General features: G+C 72.4%; 19 protein-coding genes. 13 read left to right on the forward strand and 6 right to left on the reverse strand.

Annotation, left to right across the window (positions count from 1 at the left end; genetic code table 11):
* Positions 1 to 43: 43 nt before the first annotated feature.
* The 4 genes from QSK39_RS40910 to QSK39_RS40925 all read left to right on the forward strand — a co-directional run bounded on the left by QSK39_RS40910 (position 44) and on the right by QSK39_RS40925 (position 5275).
* Entirely contained in the window at positions 44 to 1183 is a 1140-nt protein-coding gene (locus QSK39_RS40910; protein WP_285483189.1) for a hypothetical protein, read from the forward strand.
* Between the two features lie 42 nt (positions 1184 to 1225).
* The gene (locus tag QSK39_RS40915) at positions 1226 to 1846 is read left to right on the forward strand and encodes a DUF998 domain-containing protein (RefSeq protein WP_285483190.1); all 621 of its coding nucleotides are present in this window, start codon (positions 1226 to 1228) and stop codon (positions 1844 to 1846) included.
* Between the two features lie 127 nt (positions 1847 to 1973).
* Complete coding sequence (locus QSK39_RS40920) at positions 1974 to 3164, forward strand: thiolase family protein (protein WP_285483625.1); 1191 nt, start codon at positions 1974 to 1976, stop codon at positions 3162 to 3164.
* Positions 3164 to 5275: a 3-hydroxyacyl-CoA dehydrogenase NAD-binding domain-containing protein gene (locus tag QSK39_RS40925; RefSeq protein ID WP_285483191.1), complete on the forward strand. Its 2112-nt coding sequence runs from the start codon at positions 3164 to 3166 to the stop codon at positions 5273 to 5275. Before QSK39_RS40920 ends, QSK39_RS40925 begins: the two co-directional genes overlap by 1 nt.
* Here the strand turns inward: QSK39_RS40925 and QSK39_RS40930 are convergent.
* Positions 5272 to 5700 carry a hypothetical protein gene (locus tag QSK39_RS40930; protein WP_285483192.1) on the reverse strand — a complete coding sequence of 143 codons (429 nt, stop codon included), beginning with the start codon at positions 5698 to 5700 and terminating at the stop codon, positions 5272 to 5274. The two genes, QSK39_RS40925 and QSK39_RS40930, sit on opposite strands and share 4 nt — an antisense overlap.
* A gap of 69 nt (positions 5701 to 5769) precedes the next feature.
* On the opposite strand from QSK39_RS40930, the gene QSK39_RS40935 reads away from it, so the two are divergent.
* The gene (locus tag QSK39_RS40935; protein WP_285483193.1) at positions 5770 to 7299 is read left to right on the forward strand and encodes a PHP domain-containing protein; all 1530 of its coding nucleotides are present in this window, start codon (positions 5770 to 5772) and stop codon (positions 7297 to 7299) included.
* The gene (locus tag QSK39_RS40940) at positions 7293 to 8363 is read left to right on the forward strand and encodes an alpha/beta hydrolase (RefSeq protein WP_285483194.1); all 1071 of its coding nucleotides are present in this window, start codon (positions 7293 to 7295) and stop codon (positions 8361 to 8363) included. The genes QSK39_RS40935 and QSK39_RS40940 overlap by 7 nt, the downstream gene beginning before the upstream one ends.
* A 144-nt stretch (positions 8364 to 8507) precedes the next feature.
* Here QSK39_RS40940 and QSK39_RS40945 read toward each other — a convergent pair whose 3' ends face one another.
* The 3 genes from QSK39_RS40945 to QSK39_RS40955 all read right to left on the reverse strand — a co-directional run bounded on the left by QSK39_RS40945 (position 8508) and on the right by QSK39_RS40955 (position 11939).
* A complete protein-coding gene (locus tag QSK39_RS40945; protein WP_285483195.1) occupies positions 8508 to 9632 on the reverse strand; it encodes a sensor histidine kinase in 1125 nt (374 codons plus the stop codon).
* The gene (locus tag QSK39_RS40950; protein WP_163046732.1) at positions 9629 to 10306 is read right to left on the reverse strand and encodes a response regulator transcription factor; all 678 of its coding nucleotides are present in this window, start codon (positions 10304 to 10306) and stop codon (positions 9629 to 9631) included. The genes QSK39_RS40945 and QSK39_RS40950 overlap by 4 nt, the downstream gene beginning before the upstream one ends.
* A 91-nt stretch (positions 10307 to 10397) precedes the next feature.
* Positions 10398 to 11939 carry a PucR family transcriptional regulator gene (locus QSK39_RS40955; RefSeq protein ID WP_285483196.1) on the reverse strand — a complete coding sequence of 514 codons (1542 nt, stop codon included), beginning with the start codon at positions 11937 to 11939 and terminating at the stop codon, positions 10398 to 10400.
* Between the two features lie 102 nt (positions 11940 to 12041).
* Between QSK39_RS40955 and QSK39_RS40960 the strand changes: the two genes are divergently transcribed.
* The 5 genes from QSK39_RS40960 to QSK39_RS40980 are packed head-to-tail and all read left to right on the forward strand — an operon-like array spanning position 12042 to position 18925.
* Positions 12042 to 13490 carry a sodium:solute symporter family protein gene (locus tag QSK39_RS40960; protein WP_285483197.1) on the forward strand — a complete coding sequence of 483 codons (1449 nt, stop codon included), beginning with the start codon at positions 12042 to 12044 and terminating at the stop codon, positions 13488 to 13490.
* Positions 13491 to 13528: 38 nt separating this feature from the next.
* The gene (speB, locus tag QSK39_RS40965) at positions 13529 to 14473 is read left to right on the forward strand and encodes an agmatinase (RefSeq protein ID WP_285483626.1); all 945 of its coding nucleotides are present in this window, start codon (positions 13529 to 13531) and stop codon (positions 14471 to 14473) included.
* On the forward strand, positions 14470 to 16122 hold the full coding sequence (locus tag QSK39_RS40970; protein WP_285483198.1) for a thiamine pyrophosphate-binding protein: 1653 nt from the start codon (positions 14470 to 14472) through the stop codon (positions 16120 to 16122). The genes speB and QSK39_RS40970 overlap by 4 nt, the downstream gene beginning before the upstream one ends.
* Entirely contained in the window at positions 16119 to 17477 is a 1359-nt protein-coding gene (locus QSK39_RS40975; protein WP_285483199.1) for an aminobutyraldehyde dehydrogenase, read from the forward strand. Before QSK39_RS40970 ends, QSK39_RS40975 begins: the two co-directional genes overlap by 4 nt.
* Positions 17474 to 18925 (forward strand): purine-cytosine permease family protein, encoded by a 1452-nt coding sequence (locus tag QSK39_RS40980; protein WP_285483200.1) that lies wholly within the window; start codon positions 17474 to 17476, stop codon positions 18923 to 18925. Before QSK39_RS40975 ends, QSK39_RS40980 begins: the two co-directional genes overlap by 4 nt.
* A gap of 37 nt (positions 18926 to 18962) precedes the next feature.
* On the opposite strand, the gene dxs is transcribed toward QSK39_RS40980, so the two are convergent.
* Entirely contained in the window at positions 18963 to 20873 is a 1911-nt protein-coding gene (gene dxs, locus QSK39_RS40985) for a 1-deoxy-D-xylulose-5-phosphate synthase (RefSeq protein ID WP_285483201.1), read from the reverse strand.
* Between the two features lie 184 nt (positions 20874 to 21057).
* On the opposite strand from dxs, the gene QSK39_RS40990 reads away from it, so the two are divergent.
* Together QSK39_RS40990 and QSK39_RS40995 are read left to right on the forward strand one after the other, a co-directional pair.
* Complete coding sequence (locus QSK39_RS40990) at positions 21058 to 22527, forward strand: aldehyde dehydrogenase family protein (protein ID WP_285483202.1); 1470 nt, start codon at positions 21058 to 21060, stop codon at positions 22525 to 22527.
* Between the two features lie 109 nt (positions 22528 to 22636).
* On the forward strand, positions 22637 to 23068 hold the full coding sequence (locus QSK39_RS40995) for a hypothetical protein (RefSeq protein WP_285483203.1): 432 nt from the start codon (positions 22637 to 22639) through the stop codon (positions 23066 to 23068).
* 209 nt (positions 23069 to 23277) lie between these two features.
* Here QSK39_RS40995 and QSK39_RS41000 read toward each other — a convergent pair whose 3' ends face one another.
* Complete coding sequence (locus QSK39_RS41000; RefSeq protein WP_285483204.1) at positions 23278 to 23841, reverse strand: TIGR03086 family metal-binding protein; 564 nt, start codon at positions 23839 to 23841, stop codon at positions 23278 to 23280.
* Between the last annotated feature and the right edge of the window lie 15 nt (positions 23842 to 23856).

Below are 23856 nucleotides of genomic sequence, written 5' to 3' on the forward strand. Positions count from 1 at the left end.
GGCTGTCGAAGAACCTCCCCCGTCCACGCGTCACCTGACCGGCGTGGGCACGCACTACGACCTGGTCTGCGCGCTCTGCACACCGGCCGCACTGGTCGAAGTCTGCGAGAGCTGCGCCGAGCGGGCCGACCGGCAAAGCTTTCCCGCGGGCTGGTGCGGCGAGCCCGGGATCCTGCTGCGGGACCAGGAACTCGCGGGAAGCTGGGTGACCCGCCCCTGCCCGGCGCGACCACTGAACGACGGCTGCCTCGCCCCGATGCCGGACGGCTGGCTCGCGCTCACCGAAGAGGGGTTCGTCCGGATCGACGGCGACGACCAGTGGCTCGTCGGGCCGGTCGAGCTGCCGGAGGAGACCTACAAGGACATCCGGGACATCCCCGACCGGCCGCGCCGCTCCCTGCACACCTCGCGCGACGGCCGGTACGCGGCCGTCGTCTCGGACTACGGCCAGTTCGCCACCGTCGTCGACCTGCTCGAGTGGTTGACGGTCCTCGACCTCGACCGGGACTGGAACGACAACGAGTTCACCCGGTTCCCGCTCGCCTTCCTCGGCGAAGGCGAGACGGCGAAGGTCGTCGCGGGCACCGACTGGAACCGCTTGGACGTCTTCACCCTGCCCGGCGGGGAGCTGCTGACCGACCGCGAAACCGCGGCGACGGACCACGAGCACTACCTCGACTACTTCCAGGGCGCGCTGCACGTGAGCCCGTCCGAGCGAGCGCTGGTCGTGGACGGCTGGGTCTGGATGCCGGTGGGCGCGCCGGTGGTCGTCGACGTCGCGGCGTGGCTCGACGGCGACCCGCACGCGGCCGAGCACGGGCGGAGCCTCACCTCGCGCGACTGGGTGTGGGACCGGCCGATCGCGTGGCTCGGCGACACGACCGTCGCTGTCCAGGGCATGGGCGTGAGCGACGACCGGATGCTCGACGGCGTCGAGCTGTACGACGCCACGACCGGCCGCCGGACGGGGATGTTCGCCGGGCCGGCCGGGCCCATGTGGGCCCACGACGGGCTGTTGTACGTACGGGCCGAAGCGGGCTTGGAGGTCTGGGACCCGGCCGAGGGTGCCCGGATCGGGCTGGTGGCGGGCTTCCACCCCATCGCCCACAGTTCGGGCGCCTTCGCCGAGTTGCGTAACGATCAGCTGAGGATCTGGGTGACGGGTCTCGAACCGGGGCAGTAACCCGCCGATGACCTTGGTGAGGAACGCTCCCGGGAGGCGGCCATGACCACGGCGACCCGTGCCCCGCTCGTCCATTCGTACCTGTACCTGCGGCGCGCGATCGGGCTCATCGGCCTGGCGCTGCCGGTAGTCCTGATCCTCGGCAAGCAGCTCGCCCAAGGCGGCGACCTCATCGGGTCGCTCAGCGGCTACTACTACACCGACCTCGGCAACGTCTTCGTCGGCGCGATGTGCGCCGCGGGCGTGTTCCTGCTCGCCTACTACGGCCACGACTTCATCGACAACGTGGCGAGCACGGTGGCCGGCCTCGGCGCGATCGGCCTGGCCCTGTTCCCGACCACCCCGGACCACGACGCGACGTCGTGGCAGCGCACGTCCGGCGTGCTGCACCTCGTGTTCGCGGCGGCGTTCTTCCTGATGCTGGCCTACTTCTGCCTGCGCCTGTTCCCCCACGACGGCGAGCAGCCCCCGGGGACCGGCGTCGTCTACCGCGGGTGCGGAGTCGTGATTCTGGCCGCGCTCGTGCTGATCGCGGTGACGAGCCGGCTCCGGCTGGTCCCGGACTGGCACCCCGCGCTGTGGCTCGAGAGCGCCGCAGTGTGGGCGTTCGGCGTCGCGTGGCTCGTCAAGGGCCAGACGCTGACGCCCAAGAGTGTGCCGTAGCCCACTCGACCGGGCCACAGCACTGGTTACCGGCGGGTAACAAGGGCTATCGTGCGGCTAACAAACGTCTACTGATGGAGCATTCGTGGCCGCACCAGCAACGCCGCTCGCGCCGAACGCGCGGGGCGTGCGCACCGTCGCCTTCGTCGAGGGGGTACGGACCCCCTTCGGCAAGGCCGGCGACAAGGGCATCTACGCCGGGACCCGCGCCGACGACCTCGTCGTCAACGCCATCCGTGAGCTGCTGCGGCGGCACCCGGAACTGCCGCCCGAGCGCGTCGACGAGGTGGCCATCGCCGCCACCACCCAGATCGGCGACCAGGGCCTGACCATCGGCCGCACCGCCGCGCTGCTCGCCGGCCTGCCGAAGTCGGTCCCCGGCTTCGCCATCGACCGCATGTGCGCCGGCGCGATGACCGCCGTCACGACCACCGCGTCCGGCATCGGCTTCGGCGCCTACGACATCGCCATCGCCGGCGGCGTCGAGCACATGGGACGGCACCCGATGGGCGAAGGCGTCGACCCGAACCCGCGGATCATCGCCGACAAGCTCGTCGACCCGACCGCGCTCGTCATGGGCCAGACCGCCGAGAACCTGCACGACCGCTTCCCGGACATCACCAAGCTGCGCACCGACACCTTCGCCGCGCGCAGCCAGGAGAAGTACGCCGAAGCCGTCAAGACCGGCAAGATCGGCCCCGAGCTGGTCCCGGTCGCCACCCGCTCGAAGGAGCTGGGCTGGGGCCTGGCCACCGAGGACGAGCCGCCGCGGCCCGGCACCACGCTGGAGACGCTCGCCGGGCTGAAGACGCCGTTCCGCCCGCACGGCCGGATCACCGCGGGCAACGCGGCCGGCCTCAACGACGGCGCGACCGCGTCGATCCTGGCCGACGAGGACACCGCCCGCGAGCTGGGCCTGCCCGTCGCGATGCGGCTGGTCGGCTACTCCTTCGCGGGTGTCGAGCCGGAGGTCATGGGCATCGGCCCGGTGCCGGCCACCGAGAAGCTGTTCAAGCGCACCGGCCTGTCGATCGACGACATCGGCCTGTTCGAGATCAACGAAGCCTTCGCCGTGCAGGTGCTGGCCTTCCTCGACCACTTCGGCATCGCCGACGACGACCCGCGCGTGAACCAGTGGGGCGGCGCGATCGCCTGCGGCCACCCGCTGGCTTCCTCCGGCGTCCGGCTGATGACACAGCTCGCGCGTCAGTTCGCCGAGCGGCCCGACGTGCAGTACGGCATCACCACGATGTGCATCGGCATCGGCATGGGCGGCACCGTGATCTGGGAGAACCCGGCGTTCGAGGGGGCGAAGTAATGACTTTCACCGCTGAAGAAGCGAAGGCCGCGTTCCCGGACGAGGTCGTCACGAACGCCGTCACGCGGCTGGTCAAGGTGCCCGGGCTCGAGAAGCCCGTCGCCCTGATCACCCTCGACAACGGCCACGACCACACCCGGCCGAACACCTTCGGCCCCCAAGGTCTGGTCAGCCTGAACGCGGCCATCGACAAGGCATTCGAGGCCGAGCCGGCCGCGATCGCCGTCACCGGCAAGCCGTTCATCTTCGCCGTCGGCGCGGACCTCTCGGGCGTCGAGTCCGTGAGCGACCCGAAGCTGGCGCGCGAGATCGCCCAGACCGGGCACGACGTGTTCCGCCGCCTCACCGAGACGAAGATCCCGACGTTCGGGTTCATCAACGGCGCGGTCATGGGCGGCGGGCTCGAGCTGGCGCTGTCCTGCCACTACCGGACGCTCTCGGAGAACACCGCCGCGATCGCGTTCCCCGAGGTCTTCCTCGGCCTGTTCCCGGGCTGGGGCGGCACGCAGCTGCTGCCGAACCTCATCGGCGCGGACGCGGCCGTCACGGTGATCATCGAGAACGCCTTGGCGCAGAACAAGATGCTCAACGTCAAGCAGGCGGCGGAGCTCGGCATCGTCGACGCGGTATTCGGCTCGGCGGACTACCTCGAGCAGTCGCTGCTGTGGCTGGCCAAGGTCGTCAACGGTGAGATCACCCCGGCCCGCCCCGAGATCGACCGCGGGTCCGGCTGGGACGCGGCCATCGCACGCGCCAAGTCCCTTGTGGACGGACGCACGCACGGTGCGTCGCCGGGGGCCACCAAGGCCGTCGAGCTGCTGGAGCTGGCCCGCGAGAACGACCTCGACCGCGGGTACGCCGCCGAGACCGACGGCCTCGCCGAGCTGCTCATGTCCGACGTCCTGCGCGCCGGGCTGTACTCGTTCAACCTGGTCAACAAGCGCGCCAAGCGCCCGGCCGGCGCGCCGGACAAGTCCTTGGCCCGCAAGGTGAACAAGGTCGGCATCGTCGGCGCCGGGCTGATGGCCAGCCAGCTCGCGCTGCTGTTCGTGCGCCGCCTGAAGGTGCCGGTCGTGCTGACCGACGTCGACCAGGAGCGTGTCGACAAGGGTGTCGGGTACGTCCGCGCCGAGATCGACAAGCTCCTGGCCAAGAAGCGCGTTTCCCCGGACGGCGCCAACCGGCTCAAGGCGCTGGTCTCCGGCTCGCTCGACAAGGCCGCGTTCTCCGACGCCGACTTCGTCATCGAGGCCGTGTTCGAGGAGCTGGGCGTCAAGCAGCAGGTGTTCGCCGAGCTGGAGCAGCACGTCTCCCCCGAGGCGATCCTCGCGACGAACACCTCGTCGCTGTCGATCACCGCGATGGCGTCGAAGCTGCAGCACCCCGAGCGGGTCGTCGGCTTCCACTTCTTCAACCCGGTGGCCGTGCTGCCGCTGCTGGAGATCGTCCGCGGCGAGCAGACCGACGACGCCTCCCTCGCGACGGCGTTCTCGGTCGGCAAGCAGCTGAAGAAGTCCAGTGTGCTGGTGAAGGACGCTTCGGCGTTCGTCGTCAACCGGCTCCTGCTGCGCTTCCTCGGCGAGGTGCTGGTGGCGGTCGACGAGGGCACGCCGTTCGAGGTCGCCGACGGCGCGCTCGAGCCGCTGGGCCTGCCGATGTCGCCGCTGACGCTGATGCAGCTCGTCGGCCCGGCCATCGCGCTGCACGTCGGCGAGACGCTGCACGAGGCGTTCCCGGACCGGTTCACCGTGTCCGACAACCTCGCGAAGTTCGTCAAGGCGGGCAAGAAGGGCGTCTGGGTCTGGGATTCCCAGGGGAACCAGTCGCCGGACCCGGAAGTCGTCGAATTGTGGACGCAGGGCGACCAGCCGTCGACGTCGGAGCAGGTGCGTGAGCGCGCGCTGGCGGCGATCGCCGAGGAGATCCGGATCATGCTCGACGAGGGCGTCGTCGCCGAGGCGCAGGACATCGACCTGTGCCTGATCCTCGGCGCCGGCTGGCCGTTATGGAACGGCGGCATCACGCCGTACCTGGACCGCTCCGGCGTCTCCGAGCGGGTGAACGGCAAGCCGTTCCTAGCCCCGGGCATCGCCTCGGTCCCGGCGTCCTAGTACTCGCCCTCCCGAGGGCACTTCGGCGGCGGCGCGGTGAGTTTCAGCTGCGCCGCCGTCGCGTCGGAGTCGATGACCGTCACCCGCTCGGCGGTCCGGAACCGGGCGTGCAGCTCCTGCGCCCAGGCCTTCAGGTCGGTGCCCGGGACGGCGAGCAGCGAGATCGACGGCGGGTCGACGAACACCCGCCGCGCCGTGGGGTTGTCGTGGAAGGACGGCACGGCTGCCTGCATCTCCGCGTCGGAGGGGAAGACCACGACGACCGCGGCGCACAGCGTGTGCCCGGCCAGCGGTGCCGGGTTCGTGTCCACCGGCAGGTCCGGCGGGCGCTTCAGGGCCGCGACGCCGAACGCCAGCCCCACCCCGGCGGCCAGCGCCAGCGCGAAGACCGGGACCACCACGCGGACCAGCGGCTTTTCCGTCACGCCGAAGATCACAGCACACGTTGGCCGCCGGGACACCGCCCGTTCACCCCGGCGGCTTAGCGTCCGGCCGTGACCACCGACAGACGCCGGTTCCTCAAGGGCGCCGGTCTCGCGGCCGCTGCCGCGGGCGTGCCCCTCCCCGCCTCCGAAAACGCCGACCTGGACCGGCTGTGCGGCCGCTACCAGTGGCTGGTGGGCGACCACCACACGCACAGCCAGTACTCGTACGACGCGATGTACCGGATCGAGCAGATCGCCCGCGGCGGGCGGGCGCACGGCGCGGACTGGATCGTCTTCACCGACCACGGTCACGCCGAGCACGAGCAGGTGTCGGTCGAGCCGACGGAGGCGGATTTCCGCGCCGCCCGGCGGAAGTACCCGGACCTGCTGCTGTGGCACGGCATGGAGTGGAACGTCCCGGGCGCCGAGCACGCGACGGTGTTCTTCCAGGCCGGTGACCGCCAGGCCGCGAAGCTGCGCGAGTTCGAGCGGGCCTTCGACTGGCGGCTGACGAACTCCGAAGCGTCGAGCCCGGCGAACGAGGCCCTCGCGCTGCGGGCGTTGCGCTGGCTGGCCGAGGAGGAACGCGCGCGGCGGATCCACGCCCCGGTCGTGCTGGTCAACCACCCGCTGCGCAACGGCCGCGTCGCCCCGCACGAGCTGCGTGCCTACCGCGACGCCGCGCCGGGCATCGTGATCGGTATGGAGGGCGCGCCCGGCGCGCAGGCGGACGGCTTCCCGAAGCCGCTCGGCAACGGCGGTGCGCGCGGCGGCTACGCGAACGGCCCCGGGCCGAACTCGTGGCCGGGCTTCCCGGCCGAGGCGTACCGGACGTTCGGCGGCTGGGACTGGGCGACGGCGAAGGTCGGCGGGTTGTGGGACTCGCTGCTCGCCGAGGGCAAGCCGTGGTGGATCACCACGAACTCCGACTCGCACTACAACCGCGGCGACACGCTGGTCCGCCCGGACGTGCCCGGCGACTGGTACGACACGCACGGCAAGTTCCCGGACCCGATCGACACCGGCTCCCCGCAGCTGCTCGCGCCGTACGCGGACTTCTACCCCGCGGAGTTCAGCCGCACGTACGTCGGCGTCACGCGGCGAAGCCTCGACGGCGTCCTGGAAGGTTTGCGGGCCGGGCGGATCTGGCTGACGCACGGCGGGCTGGCGCAGGATCTTCAGGTCGGCGCGTACGGCGGCGGCTCGTCGGCGACGCTGGGCGGACGCCTTCGGGTGCGGCGCGGTTCGGACGTCACGCTCGTGGTCTCCGCGCGGCTCGCGTCGCGGCCGAACGGCGGCGGCACGATCCCGCGGCTGGCGCGCCTGGACGTCGTCGCGGGGCCGGTCACCGGCCCGGTGGCCGACCCCGACGCGATGACCGCGCCGGGCACCCGCGTCGTCGAGTCGTTCGAGCCGCAGTGGACGCCCGGGCGGCAGGTGGTCTTCCGGCACACCTTCCGGAACGTGCGCTCGCCGTTCTACGCGCGGGTGCGCGGGACGAACGGGGACTCCGAGCCCACACCGGACGTAATCGGGCAAGCGAACCCGTTCGAGGCCTTGTGGTTGTACGCGAACCCCATTTTCGTGGACGTGTGCTGAACGGAAGAGTGCTGCTCGTACGGGCGGTCATGGTCGGGTTGCGGTGGCTGCTGCGGCTGCCTCCGCCGGTGCTGCGCGTGCTGGCCGGCCACCCGGTGGTGGTGGACGGGCGGCAGCCGGTGCTCTCGGCCCGGGTGCTGATGCGCGTGTCGCGCCTGGCGCCGTTCGACGCGCCGCACCGGAACGGCAGCCTCTCCCGGGCCCGGGCCGAGCTGAACCTGGCTGGCGCGCTCGCCGGCGCCGGGATCTGCCCGGGCGTGCGGACGCGCGACTCGTCGTGGCCCGGGCCCGCCGGACCGCTGCCGCTGCGGCGGTACGAACCCGCCGGGCTCCCGGCGCCCGGGCCGGCGATCGTGTACTTCCACGGCGGCGGGTTCGTGCTCGGCAGCCTGGACACGCACGAGGGCGCGTGCCGGCTGCTGGCCGAGGAGGCCGGGGTGCAGGTGGTGTCGATCGGCTACCGGCTCGCGCCGGAGCACCCGTTCCCGGCGGCGGCGTCGGATGCGGTCGCGGCGTTCGCGTACGTGTCGTCCCACGCGGCGGAGTTCGGCATCGACCCGGCGCGGCTCGCGGTGGGCGGCGACAGCAGCGGCGGCAACCTGGCGGCGGTGGTGGCCCACGCGGCGGCCCGCGGCGAGCTGCCCCGGCCGGCGTTCAGCCTGCTGCTGACCCCGGCGACGGACGCGCTCGGGGAATCGCCGTCACACCGGCAGTTCGGCTCGGGTTTCCGCCTCGACCGCGACGAATGGGCGTGGTACCGCTCGCAGTACGTGCGTGATCCGGAGCTGTACCGGGACCCGCGGGCGTCGGTGCTGTACGACGACGCCCTCGACGGCCTCCCGCCGACGTACGTGGCCACGTGCGGCTTCGACCTGCTCCGCGACGAAGGCGAGGCGTACGCGGCCCGCCTGGCTTCGGCGGGAGTCCCGCTGGTCCACCGACGGCACGAAGGCCAGCTCCACGGCTTCGCCAACCGCGTCGGCATCGACCCGGACGCCCGGGCGGCGATGATCCACACGGCCGGAGTCCTCCGCGCCGGCCTCGCCCTCGACCCCCGCCCGTGATCAGAGGGACGACACGCGTGATTGAAGGGTCGACACGCGTGATCGGAGGGACGACACGGCGAGACTCGCTCGATCCGGCGTGTCGACCCCGCAATCACGCGAGTTGACTCCCCGATCACGCGTGCCGGCTGCTCGATCACGCTGTCAGCGCACGGGGAGGTGAACCGTCACGCCCAGGCCGCCGCCCACGATCGGTTCCGCTGCCACGCTTCCGCCGTGCGCCGCCACCGCCGCCCGGACGATCGAGAGCCCCAGGCCCGCGCCCGAACGAGCCGTCCGGGCCACCCCCGCGCGGCGGAACGGCTCGAACAGCTCCGCCACCGTCGCCGGGTCCACCAGGCCGCCGGACGAGCGCACCCGCAGCACCGACCACTGCGGGCCCGGCTGCGTCACGACCTCCAGCCAGCCGCCCTCGACGTTGTGGCGGACCGCGTTCTCCAGCAGGTTGCCCGCGATCCGCTCCAGCAGCGCCGGATCGCCGAACGCCGGCGCCGGCACCACCGCGAACGTCGCCCGGATCCCGCGTTGCCCGGCCTCGGTGCGCGCCGCGCGCCAGGCGCGGTCGACGACCGCCGCCAGGTCGACCGGCTCGCGGACGCCGAGCCCGGCGCCGTCGGTGCGGGCCAGCAGCAGCAGCGAGTTCACCAGCTGCCCGGCGCGCTCGGTCGCGTCGCGGACCACCCCGCCCATCCGGCGCAGCTCGGCTTCGTCGGCATCGTCGTCGGCGAGGGTGACGTCGAGCTCCGTGCGGATCACCGCCAGCGGCGTCCGCAGCTCGTGGCTCGCGTTCGCGACGAAGTGGCGCTGCGCGTCGAACGCGGACTGGAGCCGGTCGAGCATGTCGTCGAACGTGCCGGCGAGCTCGGCCAGCTCGTCGCGCGAGCGCACCTCGCCGATCCGCTCCCCCAGCGACTCGATCGACAGCCGCCGCGCCGCCCCGGTGATCTCGCGCAGCGGCAGCAGCACGCGCGAGGTGAACGTCCAGGCGAGGATCGCCGCGGCCGCGACCACCAGCAGGAACGCGATCGACCCGAACAGCAGCATCCGGTTGCGGGCGTGCACGCGCAGGTGGTCGGCGAGCGTGGAGGCATCGACCTGGGCGCCGTCGACGACGACCGTGCTGCCCGGCGGCATCTGCGGGACCGCGTCGAGCGAGTCCCGGACCAGCGTCCAGGCCAGCCAGAGCAGCAGCAGGCTGACGGCGGCGACCAGCACGGTCGCCAGCAGGGTGATCCGGGCGCGGAGGCTGCGGGTGCCCGGCAGGTTCACGCGCGTGGCGCGCCGGGCTCCGGCACCCGGTACCCGGAGCCGACGACGGTCTCGATGATCCCGGGCTCGCCGAGCTTCTTGCGCAGCGTCATGACGGTGACCCGGACGGTCGTGGTGAACGGGTCGGCGTTCTCGTCCCACACGCGTTCGAGCAGCTCTTCACTGCTGACGACCGAACCGGCGGCCGAGAGCAGCACCTCGAGGACGCCGAACTCCTTGCGCGTCAGCTCGACCGGCCCGCTCGCCCGGCGCACGGTGCGCTTGGCCGGGTCCAGCTCGACGTCACCCGCGGTCAGCAACGGCGGCGCGGCCGGGGTGGCCCGCCGGCCCAGGGCCCGCACGCGGGCGACCAGCTCGGGGAAGGCGAAGGGTTTGGCGAGGTAGTCGTCGGCGCCGAGCGAAAGCCCCTCGACGCGATCGGACACCGAGCTGCTCGCGGTCAGCATCAGCACCCGGGTGAGCTCCCCGGAGGCGACGATCTCCCGGCACAGCTCGTCCCCGGACATCCCGGGCAGGTCCCGGTCCAGCAACACGACGTCGTACCGCGTGACGGCGGCCTTCTCGTGCCCGTCGTCACCCGTGAGCGCGACGTCCACCGCCATGCCTTCGCGGCGCAGGCCACGGGCGATCGCATCGGCCAGGGGTTCTTCGTCCTCGACTACCAAAACTCGCACAAGACCACAATTCCATATTTTCCTGAGAGTGCCCTTTAAGGACTGAGGCTTATTCTGGTCAGGCCGCCGCGACCCGCCCGGAAGCCGCTGGTCACCGCGAAGTCATGCGGCGGCCGACGGCTGAATAAGCCTCACCGTGTGCGTCGGGTGTGGCCCAGCGCAGCGCGAACCACAGCCGCATCCGGACCTCCGGGTCCGCCAAATCCACCTCCAGGGCCTTCTCCACCTGGGCGATCCGGTGCCGGACGCTGTTGCGGTGCACGCCCAGCTCCGCGGCCGTCGGTTCCCAGCCGCCGTGGTGGGCCAGCCACGTGCGCAGCGTCAGCACCAGCGACCGGTCCCCGCGGTCCAGGGAAACCAGCGGCGCCAGCAGCTTCGTCGCGTATCCGCGGGAGGCGCCCGGGTCGAGCAGCGCGTCGAAGTCGGGCGGCCCGCTCCCGGCGACGACCGGCCGGCCGAGCACCTGCGCCCGCGAAAGCAGCAGCTCCGCCTCCGCCACCGCCGCGGCCGGCCGCGCGACCGGCACCGGTGACCCCGCCGCCGCGAGCCAGCCGTGCGCGCGCAGGTCCTCCAGCTCCGGCACCGCGGGACCGACGATCGCCACGAACCGCGGTCCCGGCAGCACCTGGACCAACGGGGTGTCGAGCCGGGCCCGCAGCCAGTCCGGCCGCTGCGCCACCTCGTCCGGGCCGCGCCGGTACGGCGCCCCCACGACCAGGCGGCAACGGTCCGAGCCGAGCAGCTCGCGCGCCACCTCGCCGGCCGAAACCCGGTCGAGGAGCAGACCGGTCGCCGCCGCGCCCAGCTCCGCCGCGTCCGAACCCGCTCGCCCCACCAGCCCCAGCAACGCCGCGCCCACTGCGAGGATCGCCCGGTCGGCGCCGTCGAAGCGCCGGGAGCGCCCGACGACCACCAGGTGCGACGCCGTCGCCTGCGGGTACACCGGCTGGACCACCACGAACTCGTCGCCGACCTCCGTGGTCGCGCTGCGGATCCCGCTGCCCGCCCGCACGGTCGCCATCAGGTCCGCCACCTGGGGCGGCAGCGGCGAGGGCGCGTCGTGCGCCGAGGCCAGGACGTCCCCGGCGCCGACCAGCGCGACCCACGCCCGCAGCCGCGCCGCGAGCGACGACGTCAGCTCGCCCAGCCCGCCGCCCGCGGCCCGGGTCAGCGCCTCCCGCGCCGCCGTGATCCGCCGCTGCTCCCGCTGGCTCGCCTCGGTCAGCGCGACCGAGACCGCTCGGTTGACCGCGAGGAACGGCGTCCGCGTCGGCACGACCAGCAATGGCAGCCCATGGCGTGCACAGGCCCGGCGCAGCGGTTCCGGCAGCGTCTCGTGGACGTTCGGGGTGAGGCCGAACCCCAGCGCCGTCACGCCGGCGTCGCGCAGCCCGCGCACGTACCGGTCGATCCGCTCCGGCAGGTTCACGCCCGCGGTGAGGATCAGCTCGCCGCCCACCAGGTAGGGCACGGGGTCCTGCAGCTCGCTCACGTGGGCCCAGCGCACGGGGAGGTCCAGCGCGCCCGGACGCAGCGTCTCGCGGACGGCGTGCAGCGCCAGCTCCCGGTTGCCGACAACTGCCCGTAACGGGACATTCACTTCCGTGGACAACGGATCGACGTTCTGGGTCATACCATCCCCGACCTTGTCGACTTGTGGACGAATCATCCCATGCCGCCGGGGTGGCGGCCGACCCTACGGTGACCCGAACACCACCGAGGTAAGGAGGACGCCGTGACCGGGGACTACGCCGTGATCGCGTTGTACATCGCGGGGATGCTCGGAGTCGGCTGGTACGGCCTGCGGCTCGCGAAGACGAAGTCCGACTACCTCGTCGCCGGGCGGCGGCTGGGCTGGTTCATGTACTCCGGCACGATGTCGGCCGTCGTGCTCGGCGGCGCGTCCACCGTCGGCGGCGTGAAGCTCGGCTACACCTACGGCATCTCCGGCATGTGGCTGGTCGTCAGCATCGGCGTCGGCATCCTCGTGCTGCACGCGCTGTTCGCGCGGCGGCTGGTGCGGCTGAAGGTCTACACCGTCGGCGAGATGCTCGACCTGCGCTACGGCGGCCGCACCAGCGCCGTGTCCGGGGTCGTCATGTGGGGCTACACCCTGATGCTCACGGTCACCTCGACGCTGGCCTTCGCGACCATCTTCAAGGTGCTCTTCGACCTGCCGAACTGGGCAGGCATCGCGATCGGCGGCTCGATCGTCGTGCTCTACTCGGTGCTCGGCGGCATGTGGTCGATCACGCTCACCGACATCGCCCAGTTCGTCATCAAGACCATCGGCATCCTGGCGATCCTGCTGCCGGTCGCGATCAGCTCCGCCGGCGGTTTCTCCGGCATGAGCGAAAAGCTCGACGCGAGCTTCTTCAGCTTCACCTCGCTCGGCACCGACACGATCATCACGTACTTCGTCATCTACACCTTCGGCCTGCTGATCGGCCAGGACATCTGGCAGCGCGTGTTCACCGCCCGCACCCCGGCGATCGCGACGTCCGGCGGCATCACCTCCGGCGTCTACTGCCTGGTCTACGGCCTGGCCGGCGCCCTGATCGGCACCGCGGCGCACACGCTGTACCCGGACCTCGCCAGCGCGCAGGACGCCTTCGCCACGATCGTCGAACGCCTGCTGCCGACCGGCGTCCGCGGCCTGGTGCTGGCCGCCGCGCTCTCGGCGATGATGTCGACCGCGAGCGGCGCGCTCATCGCCTGCTCCACCACCACGACGTCGGACCTGCTCACCAAGATCGGCCTGAAGAAGGGCGGCGAGGTCAGCCGCAACCGGATCGCGACGCTGGTGCTGGGGCTGCTCGCGATCGGCATCGCGATGGTCGTCGACGACGTCGTCAACGCCCTCACCATCGCCTACGACATCCTGGTCGGCGGCCTGCTCGTGGCGATCGTCGGCGCGCTGTTCTGGAAGCGCGGCACGCGGCAGGGCGCGTACGCGTCGATGATCGCCGGCACGGTGTCCGTGATCGCCTTCATGATCATCGACGGCGTCGACGCCAACACCCCGATCTACTGGGGCCTCGGCGCGAGCCTGGTCGTCTACCTGGCGGTCAGCTTCGCCACGCCCCGCACGGCCGACTCGATCCTCGCCGTCTGGACCCGCCGCCTGAACGGCGCCGGGACCGAAGAGCCGGAGGCGGCCACCCCCGCCCCGGTCGAAGCCTGAACCCACCCCGAGAACAGGAGCGCCCAGCAGTGAACGACATGCCCCCGGTCGGCCCGCTCGACTCGTCCCGGGTCCCCCGGTTCGCCGGCTTCGCGACCTTCGCGCGGCTCCCGCGGATCGACCAGGTCACCCACGCCGACATCGCCGTCGTCGGAGTGCCCTTCGACTCCGGCGTGTCCTACCGGCCCGGTGCGCGGTTCGGCCCGGCGGCGGTGCGCGAGGCGAGCCGGCTGCTGCGGCCGTACCACCCGGAGCTGGACGTCTCGCCGTTCGCCGAGAAGCAGGTCGTCGACGCCGGGGACATCGCGGTCAACCCGTTCAACATCGGTGAAGCGATCGAAACGCTGCAGCAGGAAGCCGAAGCGCTGCAAGCGAACGGGACCCGGCTGGTGACCGTCGGCGGCGACCACACCATCGCGCTGCCGCTGCTGCGGGCCGCGGCGAAGCAGCACGGACCCGTTGCCCTGCTGCACTTCGACGCGCACCTCGACACCTGGGACACCTACTTCGGCGAGCCGTACACCCACGGCACCCCGTTCCGGCGGGCGTCCGAGGAAGGCATCCTCGACACGAGCGCGCTGTCGCACGTCGGCACGCGCGGGCCGCTGTACGGCAAGCGGGACCTCGAAGAAGACCGGCGGCTCGGCTTCGGCATCGTCACCTCCGGCGACGTCCTGCGCCGCGGCATCGACGAGACCGTCGACGCGCTGCGGCAGCGCATCGGCGACCGGCCGCTCTACGTCTCGGTCGACATCGACGTGCTCGACCCGGCCCACGCACCCGGCACCGGGACCCCCGAAGCCGGCGGGATGACCAGCCGCGAGCTCCTCGAAATCCTGCGCGGGCTGCGCGATCTCAACCTGGTCGGGGCCGACGTCGTCGAGCTGGCCCCCGCTTACGACCACGCCGAGATCACCGCCATCGCGGCGTCCCACGTCGCCTACGACCTGGTGAGCCTGCTGTCGTTGGGAAAGAGCGCATGACCGACACCGACCGCATCGGCGGCGACGTCGTCGTGGAGACCCTGCGCGCGCTGGGCGCCGACACGGTGTTCGGCCTGCCGGGCCAGCACGCGCTGGGCCTGTTCGAGGCGCTGCGGCGCGCCGGCGACCTGCGCGTGATCAGCGGGCGCGTCGAGAACAACCTCGCCTTCGCCGCCGACGGGCACGCCCGCGCCCGGCTCGCGGCCGACCCCGGCGGCCCGGTGCCGGTGACGCCCCTGGTCGTCTCGACCGGGCCGGGCGCGCTGCTGACGTTGGCTTCCCTGCAGGAGTCCCGGGCCGCGTCGGTGCCGGTGCTCGGGATTTCCAGCCAGATCCCGGTCGCGGGGCTCGGCGGCGGCCGGCACGGCTACCTGCACGAGCTGCCCGACCAGCAGGCGAGCTTCCGGGACGTCGTGAAGTCGGTGCACGTCGTGCGCCGCGCGAGCCAGATCCCGTCGGCGCTGCGCGAGGCCTGGACGTCGGCCGCGACCGCGCCGTACGGCCCGGTGTGGGTCGAGATCCCGCAGGACGTGCTGCTCGGCCCGGCCGGGCTTCCGCCGATCACGTCGGTGGCGGCCACTCCGCCGCTCCTGGAACCCCTGCCGGAGCTGGTCACCGCGGCCGCCGACCTCCTGGCCGCGGCTTCGAACCCGGTGATCCTGGCGGGCGGTGGCGCCCTGCGGTCCGGCGCGCACGCCGAGCTGACGGCGCTGGCGGAAGCCTTGCGGGCGCCGGTGATCTCGACCTTCGGCGGCAAGGGCGTCTTCGGCTGGGACCACGAGCTGTCCGGGCGGTCCTGGATGGAGGACTGGCACACCACGGAGTTCCTCGGTTCCGCGGACGTCCTGCTCGTGCTCGGCTCCGGGCTCGGCGAGCTGTCCAGCAACTACCGCGAGTTCGCCCCGCGCGGGCGGGTGATCCAGGTCGAGGCCGACCTCGGCAAGCTGGAGTCGAACTACCCCGGCCTGGGCATCCACGCCGACGTCCGGCTCACGCTGCAGGCACTGCTGGAGTGGGTGCCGATGCGGGCGTCCGACGGCCGGGCCGAAGCCGCCGTTTCGGGGTTGCTGTCGCGCGTCGAGTCGCGGTTGGCCGGTCAGGACCTGGCCGTCGAGCGCAAGCTGATCGACGACATCCGCGCGGCGCTGCCCGACGGCACGCAGACGTTCTGGGACATGACGATCGCCGCGTACTGGGCCTGGTCGGCGTGGAACCCCGAGGGTGCGCCGATCCACACCGCGCAGGGCGCGGGCGGGCTGGGCTACGGCCTGCCGGGCGCGCTCGGCGGCGCGGCCGCCGGTGCCCCGGCGCTCGCCGTGTCCGGCGACGGCGGAGCGATGTACGGCGTCGCGGAGCTGGCGACCGCGGTGCAGCACGGCCTCGACGTCACGTGGCTGGTCGTCGACGACGGCGGCTACGGCGTCCTGCGCGAGTACCTGACCGACGCCTTCGGCCACACCACGGCCACCGAGCTGGCCCGGCCCGACTTCGTGGCCTTGGCTGCGTCCTTCGGGGTTCCCGCGACGCTGTCCTCTTTGGACACCGTCGGTGCGGACCTCGCCGAAGCGCTGCGCACGCCGGGACCGTCCGTGGTCGTCCTCCCCGCCCTGCTGAAGCTGTTCGCGCCGACCCACCTGGAGCAGGCATGACCCGTACCCTCGACCTGACCGACCCCGCGACCGGCGAGGTGTTCGGCACCAGCGCCGTCGCCTCGCAGTCCGATGTGGACAACGCGCTCGAATCCGCCGCGCAAGCGTTTGCGGTGTGGCGCCGCAGCACTCCGGCGCGGCGGCAGCTGGCCCTGCTGAAGATCGCCGACGCCCTCGAAGCGCGAGCCGCGGAGTTCGCCGACCTCGAGGTGCGCGAGACCGGCAAGATCCGGTCGGTCGTGCTGGACGAGGAGATCCCGGAGTGCGTGAGCGCGCTGCGGTTCTTCGCCGGTGCCGCGCGGCAGCTGGAGGGCACGGCCGCCGGGGAGTACGCGCCGGGGCACACGTCGGTGATCCGCCGCGAGCCGGTCGGCGTCTGCGCGCAGATCGCGCCGTGGAACTACCCGCTGATGATGGCGGTCTGGAAGATCGCGCCGGCGCTGGCCGCGGGCAACACCGTGGTGCTCAAGCCGGCCGAGACGACACCGTCGACCGCCGTGCTGCTGGCCGAGGTGGCGGCCGAGTTCCTGCCCGCAGGCGCGTTCACCGTGCTGACCGGCGACCGCGACACCGGCCGCGCGCTGGTGCGCCACCCGATCACGGAGCTCGTCTCGATCACCGGGTCGACGCGCGCGGGCATCGACGTCGCCACCGTGGCGGCCGCCGACCTCAAGCGCACGCACCTGGAGCTGGGCGGCAACGCGCCGCTGCTGGTGTTCCCGGACGTCGACCTCGCCGCGACGGCGGAGGGCATCGTGGGCGCCGCGTTCTACAACGCGGGCCAGGACTGCACCGCGGGCAGCCGGGTGCTGGTGCACGCGTCGATCCACGACGACTTCGTCCGCGAGCTGACGAAGGTCGCGGCGACGCAGACCCCCGGCGTCGACTTCGGGCCGCTGAACAGCGCAGCGCAGTTCTCGCGCGTCGAAGGCCTCATCTCGCGGTTGCCGTCGCACGCCCGCGTCGAGACCGGCGGGACGCGGTTCGGCTCGACGGGGTTCTACTTCTCCCCCACCGTGGTTTCCGGGCTGCGCCAGGACGACGAGCTCGTCCAGGAGGAGATCTTCGGGCCGGTCGTCACCGTCCAGTCCTTTTCGGACGAAGCTTCGGGTGTGGCGCTGGCCAACGGCGTCCCGTACGGGCTGGCGTCGTCGGTCTGGACGAACGACCTCGGCGTCGCCGCGCGGGTGTCGGCCGAGCTGGACTTCGGCTGCGTGTGGGTCAACACGCACGGGCCGCTGGTCGCCGAGATGCCGCACGGCGGGTTCGGCCACTCCGGGCACGGCAAGGACCTCTCCGCGTACGCCTTCGCCGAGTACACCCGCGTCAAGCACGTCATGACGAGGTTCGCATGAGCCCGCGCGTGACGGAGGTCGAGCACAACGGCATCGCGCCGATCCCGCCGGAGGAGCAGACATCGCGCCCGCGTGACCTGTTCCGGATGGCGTTCGGCGGCGCGAACACGTTCGCCACGATCATCCTCGGCACGCTGCCGATCGCGTACGGCCTGAGCTTCCGCGACGCGGCGCTCGCGACGGCGCTCGGCGTCGTCGTCGGCGGCCTGGTCCTGGCGCCGATGGCGTTGTTCGGGCCGCGCACGCGGACCAACAACGCGGTGTCGTCCGGCGCGCACTTCGGCGTCGTCGGGCGGTGCGTCGGGTCGTTCCTGTCGCTGCTGACGGCGATCACGTTCTTCGCGATCTCGGTCTGGGTCAGCGGCGACGCGGTGGCCGGCGCGGCGCAGCGGCTCTTCGGCTTCGACGGCGGCGCGGCCCTGCGCGGGGTCGCGTACGGCCTGATCGCGATCGCGACGCTCGTCGTCTGCATCTACGGCTACCGGTTCATGCTGCTGGTCAACCGGATCGCGGTGGTGCTCGGCACGGCGATCATGCTGCTGGGCGTGGTGGCGTACGGCGGCTCGTTCGACCCGGGGTACGCGGGCACCGGGACGTACGCGCTGGGCACGTTCTGGCCGACGTTCACCCTGGCGGCGTTGACGGCCCTGGCCAACCCGATCTCGTTCGGCGCGTTCCTCGGCGACTGGGCCCGCTACATCCCTTCGTCGTTCAGCAAGCGCTCTCTCCTGGCGGCGCCGTTCCTGGCCCAGGTGGCGACGTTGCTCCCGTTCGGCTTCGGCATCGCGACGGCGACCTTGGTGGCCGACCCGGCCGACTACATCACGGGCCTGACAGCGGTTTCCCCGCTCTGGTACGCGATCCCGCTGATCGTGGTGGCCCTGATCGGCGGCCTGTCGACGGGCACGACGTCGTTGTACGGGACGGGCCTGGACTTCAGCTCGATCTTCCCGCGCCTGTCCCGCGTCCAGGCGACGCTGCTGATCGGGACGCTGAGCGTGGCGTTCATCTTCGTCGGCAACTTCGTGCTGGACATGGTGTCGAGCATCAACGCGTTCGCGACGCTGATCGTGCTGTGCACGTCCCCGTGGATGGTGATCATGATGATCGGCTTCCTCCAGCGGCGCGGGTTCTACGACGTGGCGGACCTGCAGGTGTTCAACGAGGGCCGGCGCGGTGGCCGGTACTGGTTCGCCCGCGGGGTGAACTGGCGCGCGATGGCGGCCTGGATCCCGGCGACGACATTGGGGTTGCTGTGCGCGAACACCCCGATGATCGCGGGGCCGCTGCGGGACGTGGCGGGCGGGGTGGACATCAGCCTGCTGGTGACTTTGGCAACGGCGGCGGTGACGTACCCGGTGCTGGTGAAGCTGTTCCCGGAGCCACCGGAGGTGTTCGGCTCCGTGCCGCCGCCCGCGGCCGTCCTCACGGTGCCCGCGGAGGCCTGACCCAAGCGCCCCGAGGTGGCCTCGGGGCGCTTGCGGCTCAGCTGCGGTTCGCGTCCTTCTTCTCGGGCTCCGAGACCGAACCCAGCCGGGAAGCCCACTCCGTCACCCGCCGAGCCACGTCCTGGGCCGTCAGGCCGATGCGGCCCAAAACCTCGTCGCGGCTCCCCAGGTCGTGGAACGTCTGCGGCACCGCCAGATCCCGCAGCGGGACGTCACACTCGGCGTCACGGAACATCGCCGCCAGCGCCGAGCCGAAGCCGCCGTGGCGGCCGCTGTCCTCGACCGTCACCACCAGCTTGTGCTGGGACGCCAGCGCCACCAGCTCGGCCGGGACCGGCAGGACCCAGCGCGGGTCGACCACCGTCACGCCGATGCCCTGGTCGGCGAGCCGGTCGGCCGCCGCCAGGCCCAGGGTCGCGAACGGGCCCACCGTCACCAGCAGCACGTCGGCGCCTTCGACCGGGCGGCGCAGCACGTCGACCGTGCCCAGCCGCTCGACCGCCGTGACGTCCGTGCCGACCTTGCCCTTCGAGAAGCGCAGCGCCGTCGGGCCGTCGGACACCGCCACGGCCTCGCGCAGCTCTTCGCGCAGCGTCGCCGGGTCGCGCGGGGCCGCCACGCGCATGCCCGGCACCATGCCCAGCAGCGACAGGTCCCACATGCCGTGGTGGCTCGGCCCGTCCGGGCCGGTGATGCCGGCGCGGTCCAGCACCAGCGTCACCGGCTGGCGGTGCAGTGCGACGTCCATCAGCACCTGGTCGAACGCGCGGTTGAGGAACGTCGAGTAGATCGCGACCACCGGGTGCAGCCCGCCCATCGCCAGCCCGGCGGCGGAGGTGACCGCGTGCTGCTCGGCGATGCCGACGTCGTACCAGCGGTCCGGGAACGCCTCGGCGAACTTGTCGAGGCCGGTCGAGCGCAGCATCGCCGCGGTGATCGCGACGACGTCCTCGCGCTCGGCACCGATCTTCGCCAGCTCGTCGCCGAACACGCCGGTCCAGCTCGGGCCCTTCACCGGCGGCAGGCCGGTCTCCGGGTCGATCGGGTCGGTCTGGTGCATCTGGTCGTGCTCGTTGTTGACCGCGGGCGCGTAGCCGTGGCCCTTCTCGGTCACCACGTGCACGATCACCGCGCCGCCGAACGCCTTCGCGCTGTGCAGGGCCTTCTCCAGCGCCACCTGGTCGTGACCGTCGACCGGGCCGAGGTACTTCAGGCCGAGGTCGGAGAACATCGCCTGCGGGCTCAGCGCGTCCTTCAGCCCGGCCTTCGCGGCGTGCAGCGCGGCGTAGATCGGCTTGCCGACGACCGGGGTGTGCCGGAGGAGCTCGCGGCCGCCGTCGAGCAGCCGCTCGTAGCCCGGCTGCAGGCGCAGCGCGGCGAGGTGGTCGGCCAGGCCGCCGATGGTCGGCGAGTAGGAGCGGCCGTTGTCGTTGATGACGATGACGACCGGGCGCTCGCGGTGCGCGGCGAGGTTGTTGAGCGCCTCCCAGCACATGCCGCCGGTGAGCGCGCCGTCCCCGACGACGGCGACCGCGTGCCGCTCGCCACCGTCCAGGGCGAACGCCTTCGCCAGACCGTCCACATAGGACAGTGCGGACGACGCGTGGCTGCTCTCGACCCAGTCGTGGTCACTCTCCGCGCGCGACGGGTAACCGGTGACGCCGCCGGTCTGGCGCAGCCGGTCGAAGCCGTCCGCGCGGCCGGTGACGATCTTGTGCACGTAGGCCTGGTGCCCGACGTCCCAGACGATCGCGTCGCGCGGCGAGTCGAACACGCGGTGCAGCGCGAGGGTCAGCTCGACGACGCCGAGGTTCGGCCCCAGGTGCCCGCCGGCGCGGCGGACCTTGTCGACGAGGAAGTCCCGGATCTCGGCGGACAGTTCGCCGAGGTCCTCGACACTCATGCGCTTCAGGTCCGCCGGTCCGCTCACGGACTCCAGCAACGTCACTCGTCTCCACCTCACTTGGTCACCACGCCTCGTTCCGGCCAGTCTACGGAGGACGGCCACCGCCCTTACGCCCGCCGCGTCCGGCGTCACAGGCGGAGCGCGATCACGCGTCATCTCCTGAGGTGAACCTCGTCTCCCCGCCGTGCTGTGGCGGTCACGCGGCGTGGCCACGAGAATGGAGTTCATGGCGGACTTCTTCATCGGCGGCGACTGGGTGGACGCGATCGGCGGCGGCCGGCGGGAGATCCGCTGCCCGGCCGACGGTTCCCTGGTCGCGACGGTCGCCGAGGGCACCGCCAAGGACACCGAGGCCGCCATCGCGGCGGCGCGCCGGGCGTTCGACACCGGCCCGTGGCCGGGCACGCCCGCGCACCTGCGCGGTGACCTGCTGCTGCGCACCGCGGACCTGCTGGACCGCGACGCGGAGGCGTTCGCCCGCGCCGAGTCGCTCGACACCGGCAAGCGCCTGGTCGAGAGCCGCTACGACATGGCCGACATCGCGGCCTGCCTGCGCTACTTCGGCAAGCTCGCGGCGCAGGACGCGGGCCGCGTCGTCGACACCGGCAACCCGGACGCGTTCAGCCGGATCGTGCACGAACCGGTCGGCGTCTGCGGGCTGATCACGCCGTGGAACTACCCGCTGCTGCAGACCGTGTGGAAGATCGCGCCGGCGCTGGCCGCGGGCAACACGTTCGTGCTCAAGCCCAGCGAGCTGACGCCGCACACGTCGATCCTGTTCCTGAAGCTGCTCACCGAGGCGGGCCTGCCGTCCGGCGTCGCGAACCTGGTGCTCGGGGCCGGCGCCGAGGTCGGCGCGCCGCTGGCCGAGCACCCGGACGTCGACCTCGTGTCGTTCACCGGCGGGCTGGCCACGGGGAAGGTGATCGCCGCGGCGGCCGCCGGGACGGTCAAGAAAGTGGCCCTGGAGCTGGGCGGGAAGAACCCGAACGTGGTCTTCGCCGACGCCGACTTCGAGACCGCGGTCGACTACGCGCTGACGGCGGTGTTCCTGCACTCGGGCCAGGTGTGCTCGGCGGGCGCGCGGCTGATCGTGCAGCGGGAGTGGCACGACGAGTTCGTCGCCGAGCTGGTGCGCCGGGCCGAGCGGATCCGCCTGGGCGGGCCGTTCGACGAGCGCGCCGAGACCGGGCCGCTGATTTCGGCGGCCCACCGCGACAAGATCGAGCGGTACGTGGCAGCGGCGCTGGCCGAGGGCGCGGTGCTGCGGACGGGCGGCAGCCGGCCTTCGGACCCCGCTCTCGCCGACGGCTTCTACTACCTCCCGACCATCCTGGACCAGGTGAAACAGGGGTCGTCAGCGGTCGTCGACGAGTCGTTCGGGCCGGTGCTGACGGTCGAGACGTTCACCGACGAGGACGACGCGGTGCGCATCGCGAACGACACCCACTACGGCCTGGCCGGGGCGGTGTTCACGAACGACGCTTCGCGGGCGCAGCGCGTGGCCGGGCGGCTGCGCCACGGCACGATCTGGATCAACGACTTCCACCCGTACCTGCCGCAGGCCGAGTGGGGCGGCTACAAGCAGTCCGGCTTCGGCCGCGAACTGGGCCCGACCGGGCTCGGCGAGTACACCGAGGTCAAGCACATCTACCAGAACCTGCGGCCGGCCCCGCAGCGCTGGTTCGCCGGCTGAGCGGAGTCCCCCGATCGGGATCCACCGAACGGCCCAGCGCCGGAAAGGTGCTCGGAAAGCCGTTTCCGGCGTCTTATGCTGCGTCCAGCCGCGACGCAGGGAGGCCGGAGTGGACCAGCAGCGACCGGGGAAGCGGCTCCGCGGCCCGCGCGCCGTGGCGGTGGGGATCGCGGGGCTGGGCGTGATCGCGGGCCTGACCCTGCGCACCGCGGACTACGCCGGGATGCTGCCGCCGGGGACCCCGGATCCGGAGCTGGACCTGGGCCTGGTCTGCGCGGCGGCGGTGCTGATCGCGGGCACGCTGGCGTACCTGACGTTCGCCCGCCACCAGGACGAGCCGCTGGCGATGGCTTCCCTCCCGGGGCTGGTGGTGACGGGAGTGGTCCTGCGCCACCTGGTGGTGACGCTCCCGGGCGTGACCACGATCCAACCGGCGGCGCGGGTGGTCCCGGGGGCTGGGTCGTGGGTGCTGCTGGCATCGGGAGTGGCCATGACGGCGGCGGGGCTGGCGGCGGCATTCGCGGTCCGCCGAGCAGCCTGACGACCACCGGCAGCCCGCACGCAAGGCGCCGCGCAGCCCGACACCGCGCACCGGTAGCAGCCAGGCCCACGGCGGCACACGAGCGGCCGGCCGGAGATGCCGCGGTGGCGGCCGGACAACCCGCGCCAGGGCAGCCAACCCCGCAGCCGGGCTTCCGCCGCGCGCCCCACAGCGCCGGCCGGCAACCCCCGCCGCTCGCAGGACTCTCCTCAGCCGCTCACCGCCTTGCGGCCCAGGAACGCCGCCAGCCGGTCCGCCGCCGTTGCTTCCGGGCCTGGCTCCACCTCCGGCCCGAACGGGCCACCCGGTGGCCGGGGCGCCGAGCCGAACCGGGAACGCCACTGCTCCAGCGCCCCCTCCGCCAAATCCGGCAGCAGGTCGGTCGAGGCACCCGTCGCGTCCGCGAGGTCCCAGCCGTGGGCCAAGTACTCGTTCACGCGCATGTGGACGAGGAACACGCCCGGCATCTCGCCCAGCGCGGTCGTCACCGTACGAGAGAACAACCCCGGCGAAGCCAGCACTGCCCGCGCCGCCGCGACCGATGACACGAACGCCGGGACCGGCGACGCACCCAGGTAGTCGCCGTCCGGAGCCGGTGGTCCCGAACCCGCCCAGAACGCCACCTTCGCGTTGCCGTGCGCCAGGTGGTTGACCACCGCGCGGACGTCCCAGTCCGCGCACGCCGTCGGCAGCGTCCACTGATCGCCGCCGATCGACGAGACCAGGCCCGTCACCGAGAAAGCCGCGCGGTCGAAGTCCTCGAGAGGAGTCATGCCGGCAGTGTGACG

The sequence above is a fragment of the Amycolatopsis sp. NBRC 101858 genome (assembly GCF_030269325.1).
Lineage (GTDB): Bacteria > Actinomycetota > Actinomycetes > Mycobacteriales > Pseudonocardiaceae > Amycolatopsis > Amycolatopsis ponsaeliensis.

Excerpts from the sequence above, each read along its gene's own strand:
- QSK39_RS40915 (WP_285483190.1), top strand. The coding sequence starts at position 1,226 with ATGACCACGGCGACCCGTGCCCCGCTCGTCCATTCGTACCTGTACCTG.
- QSK39_RS40925 (WP_285483191.1), top strand. The coding sequence starts at position 3,164 with ATGACTTTCACCGCTGAAGAAGCGAAGGCCGCGTTCCCGGACGAGGTC.
- QSK39_RS40955 (WP_285483196.1), bottom strand. The coding sequence starts at position 11,939 with ATGACCCAGAACGTCGATCCGTTGTCCACGGAAGTGAATGTCCCGTTA.
- speB (WP_285483626.1), top strand. The coding sequence starts at position 13,529 with ATGCCCCCGGTCGGCCCGCTCGACTCGTCCCGGGTCCCCCGGTTCGCC.
- QSK39_RS40970 (WP_285483198.1), top strand. The coding sequence starts at position 14,470 with ATGACCGACACCGACCGCATCGGCGGCGACGTCGTCGTGGAGACCCTG.
- QSK39_RS40975 (WP_285483199.1), top strand. The coding sequence starts at position 16,119 with ATGACCCGTACCCTCGACCTGACCGACCCCGCGACCGGCGAGGTGTTC.
- QSK39_RS40980 (WP_285483200.1), top strand. The coding sequence starts at position 17,474 with ATGAGCCCGCGCGTGACGGAGGTCGAGCACAACGGCATCGCGCCGATC.
- QSK39_RS40990 (WP_285483202.1), top strand. The coding sequence starts at position 21,058 with ATGGCGGACTTCTTCATCGGCGGCGACTGGGTGGACGCGATCGGCGGC.
- QSK39_RS41000 (WP_285483204.1), bottom strand. The coding sequence starts at position 23,841 with ATGACTCCTCTCGAGGACTTCGACCGCGCGGCTTTCTCGGTGACGGGC.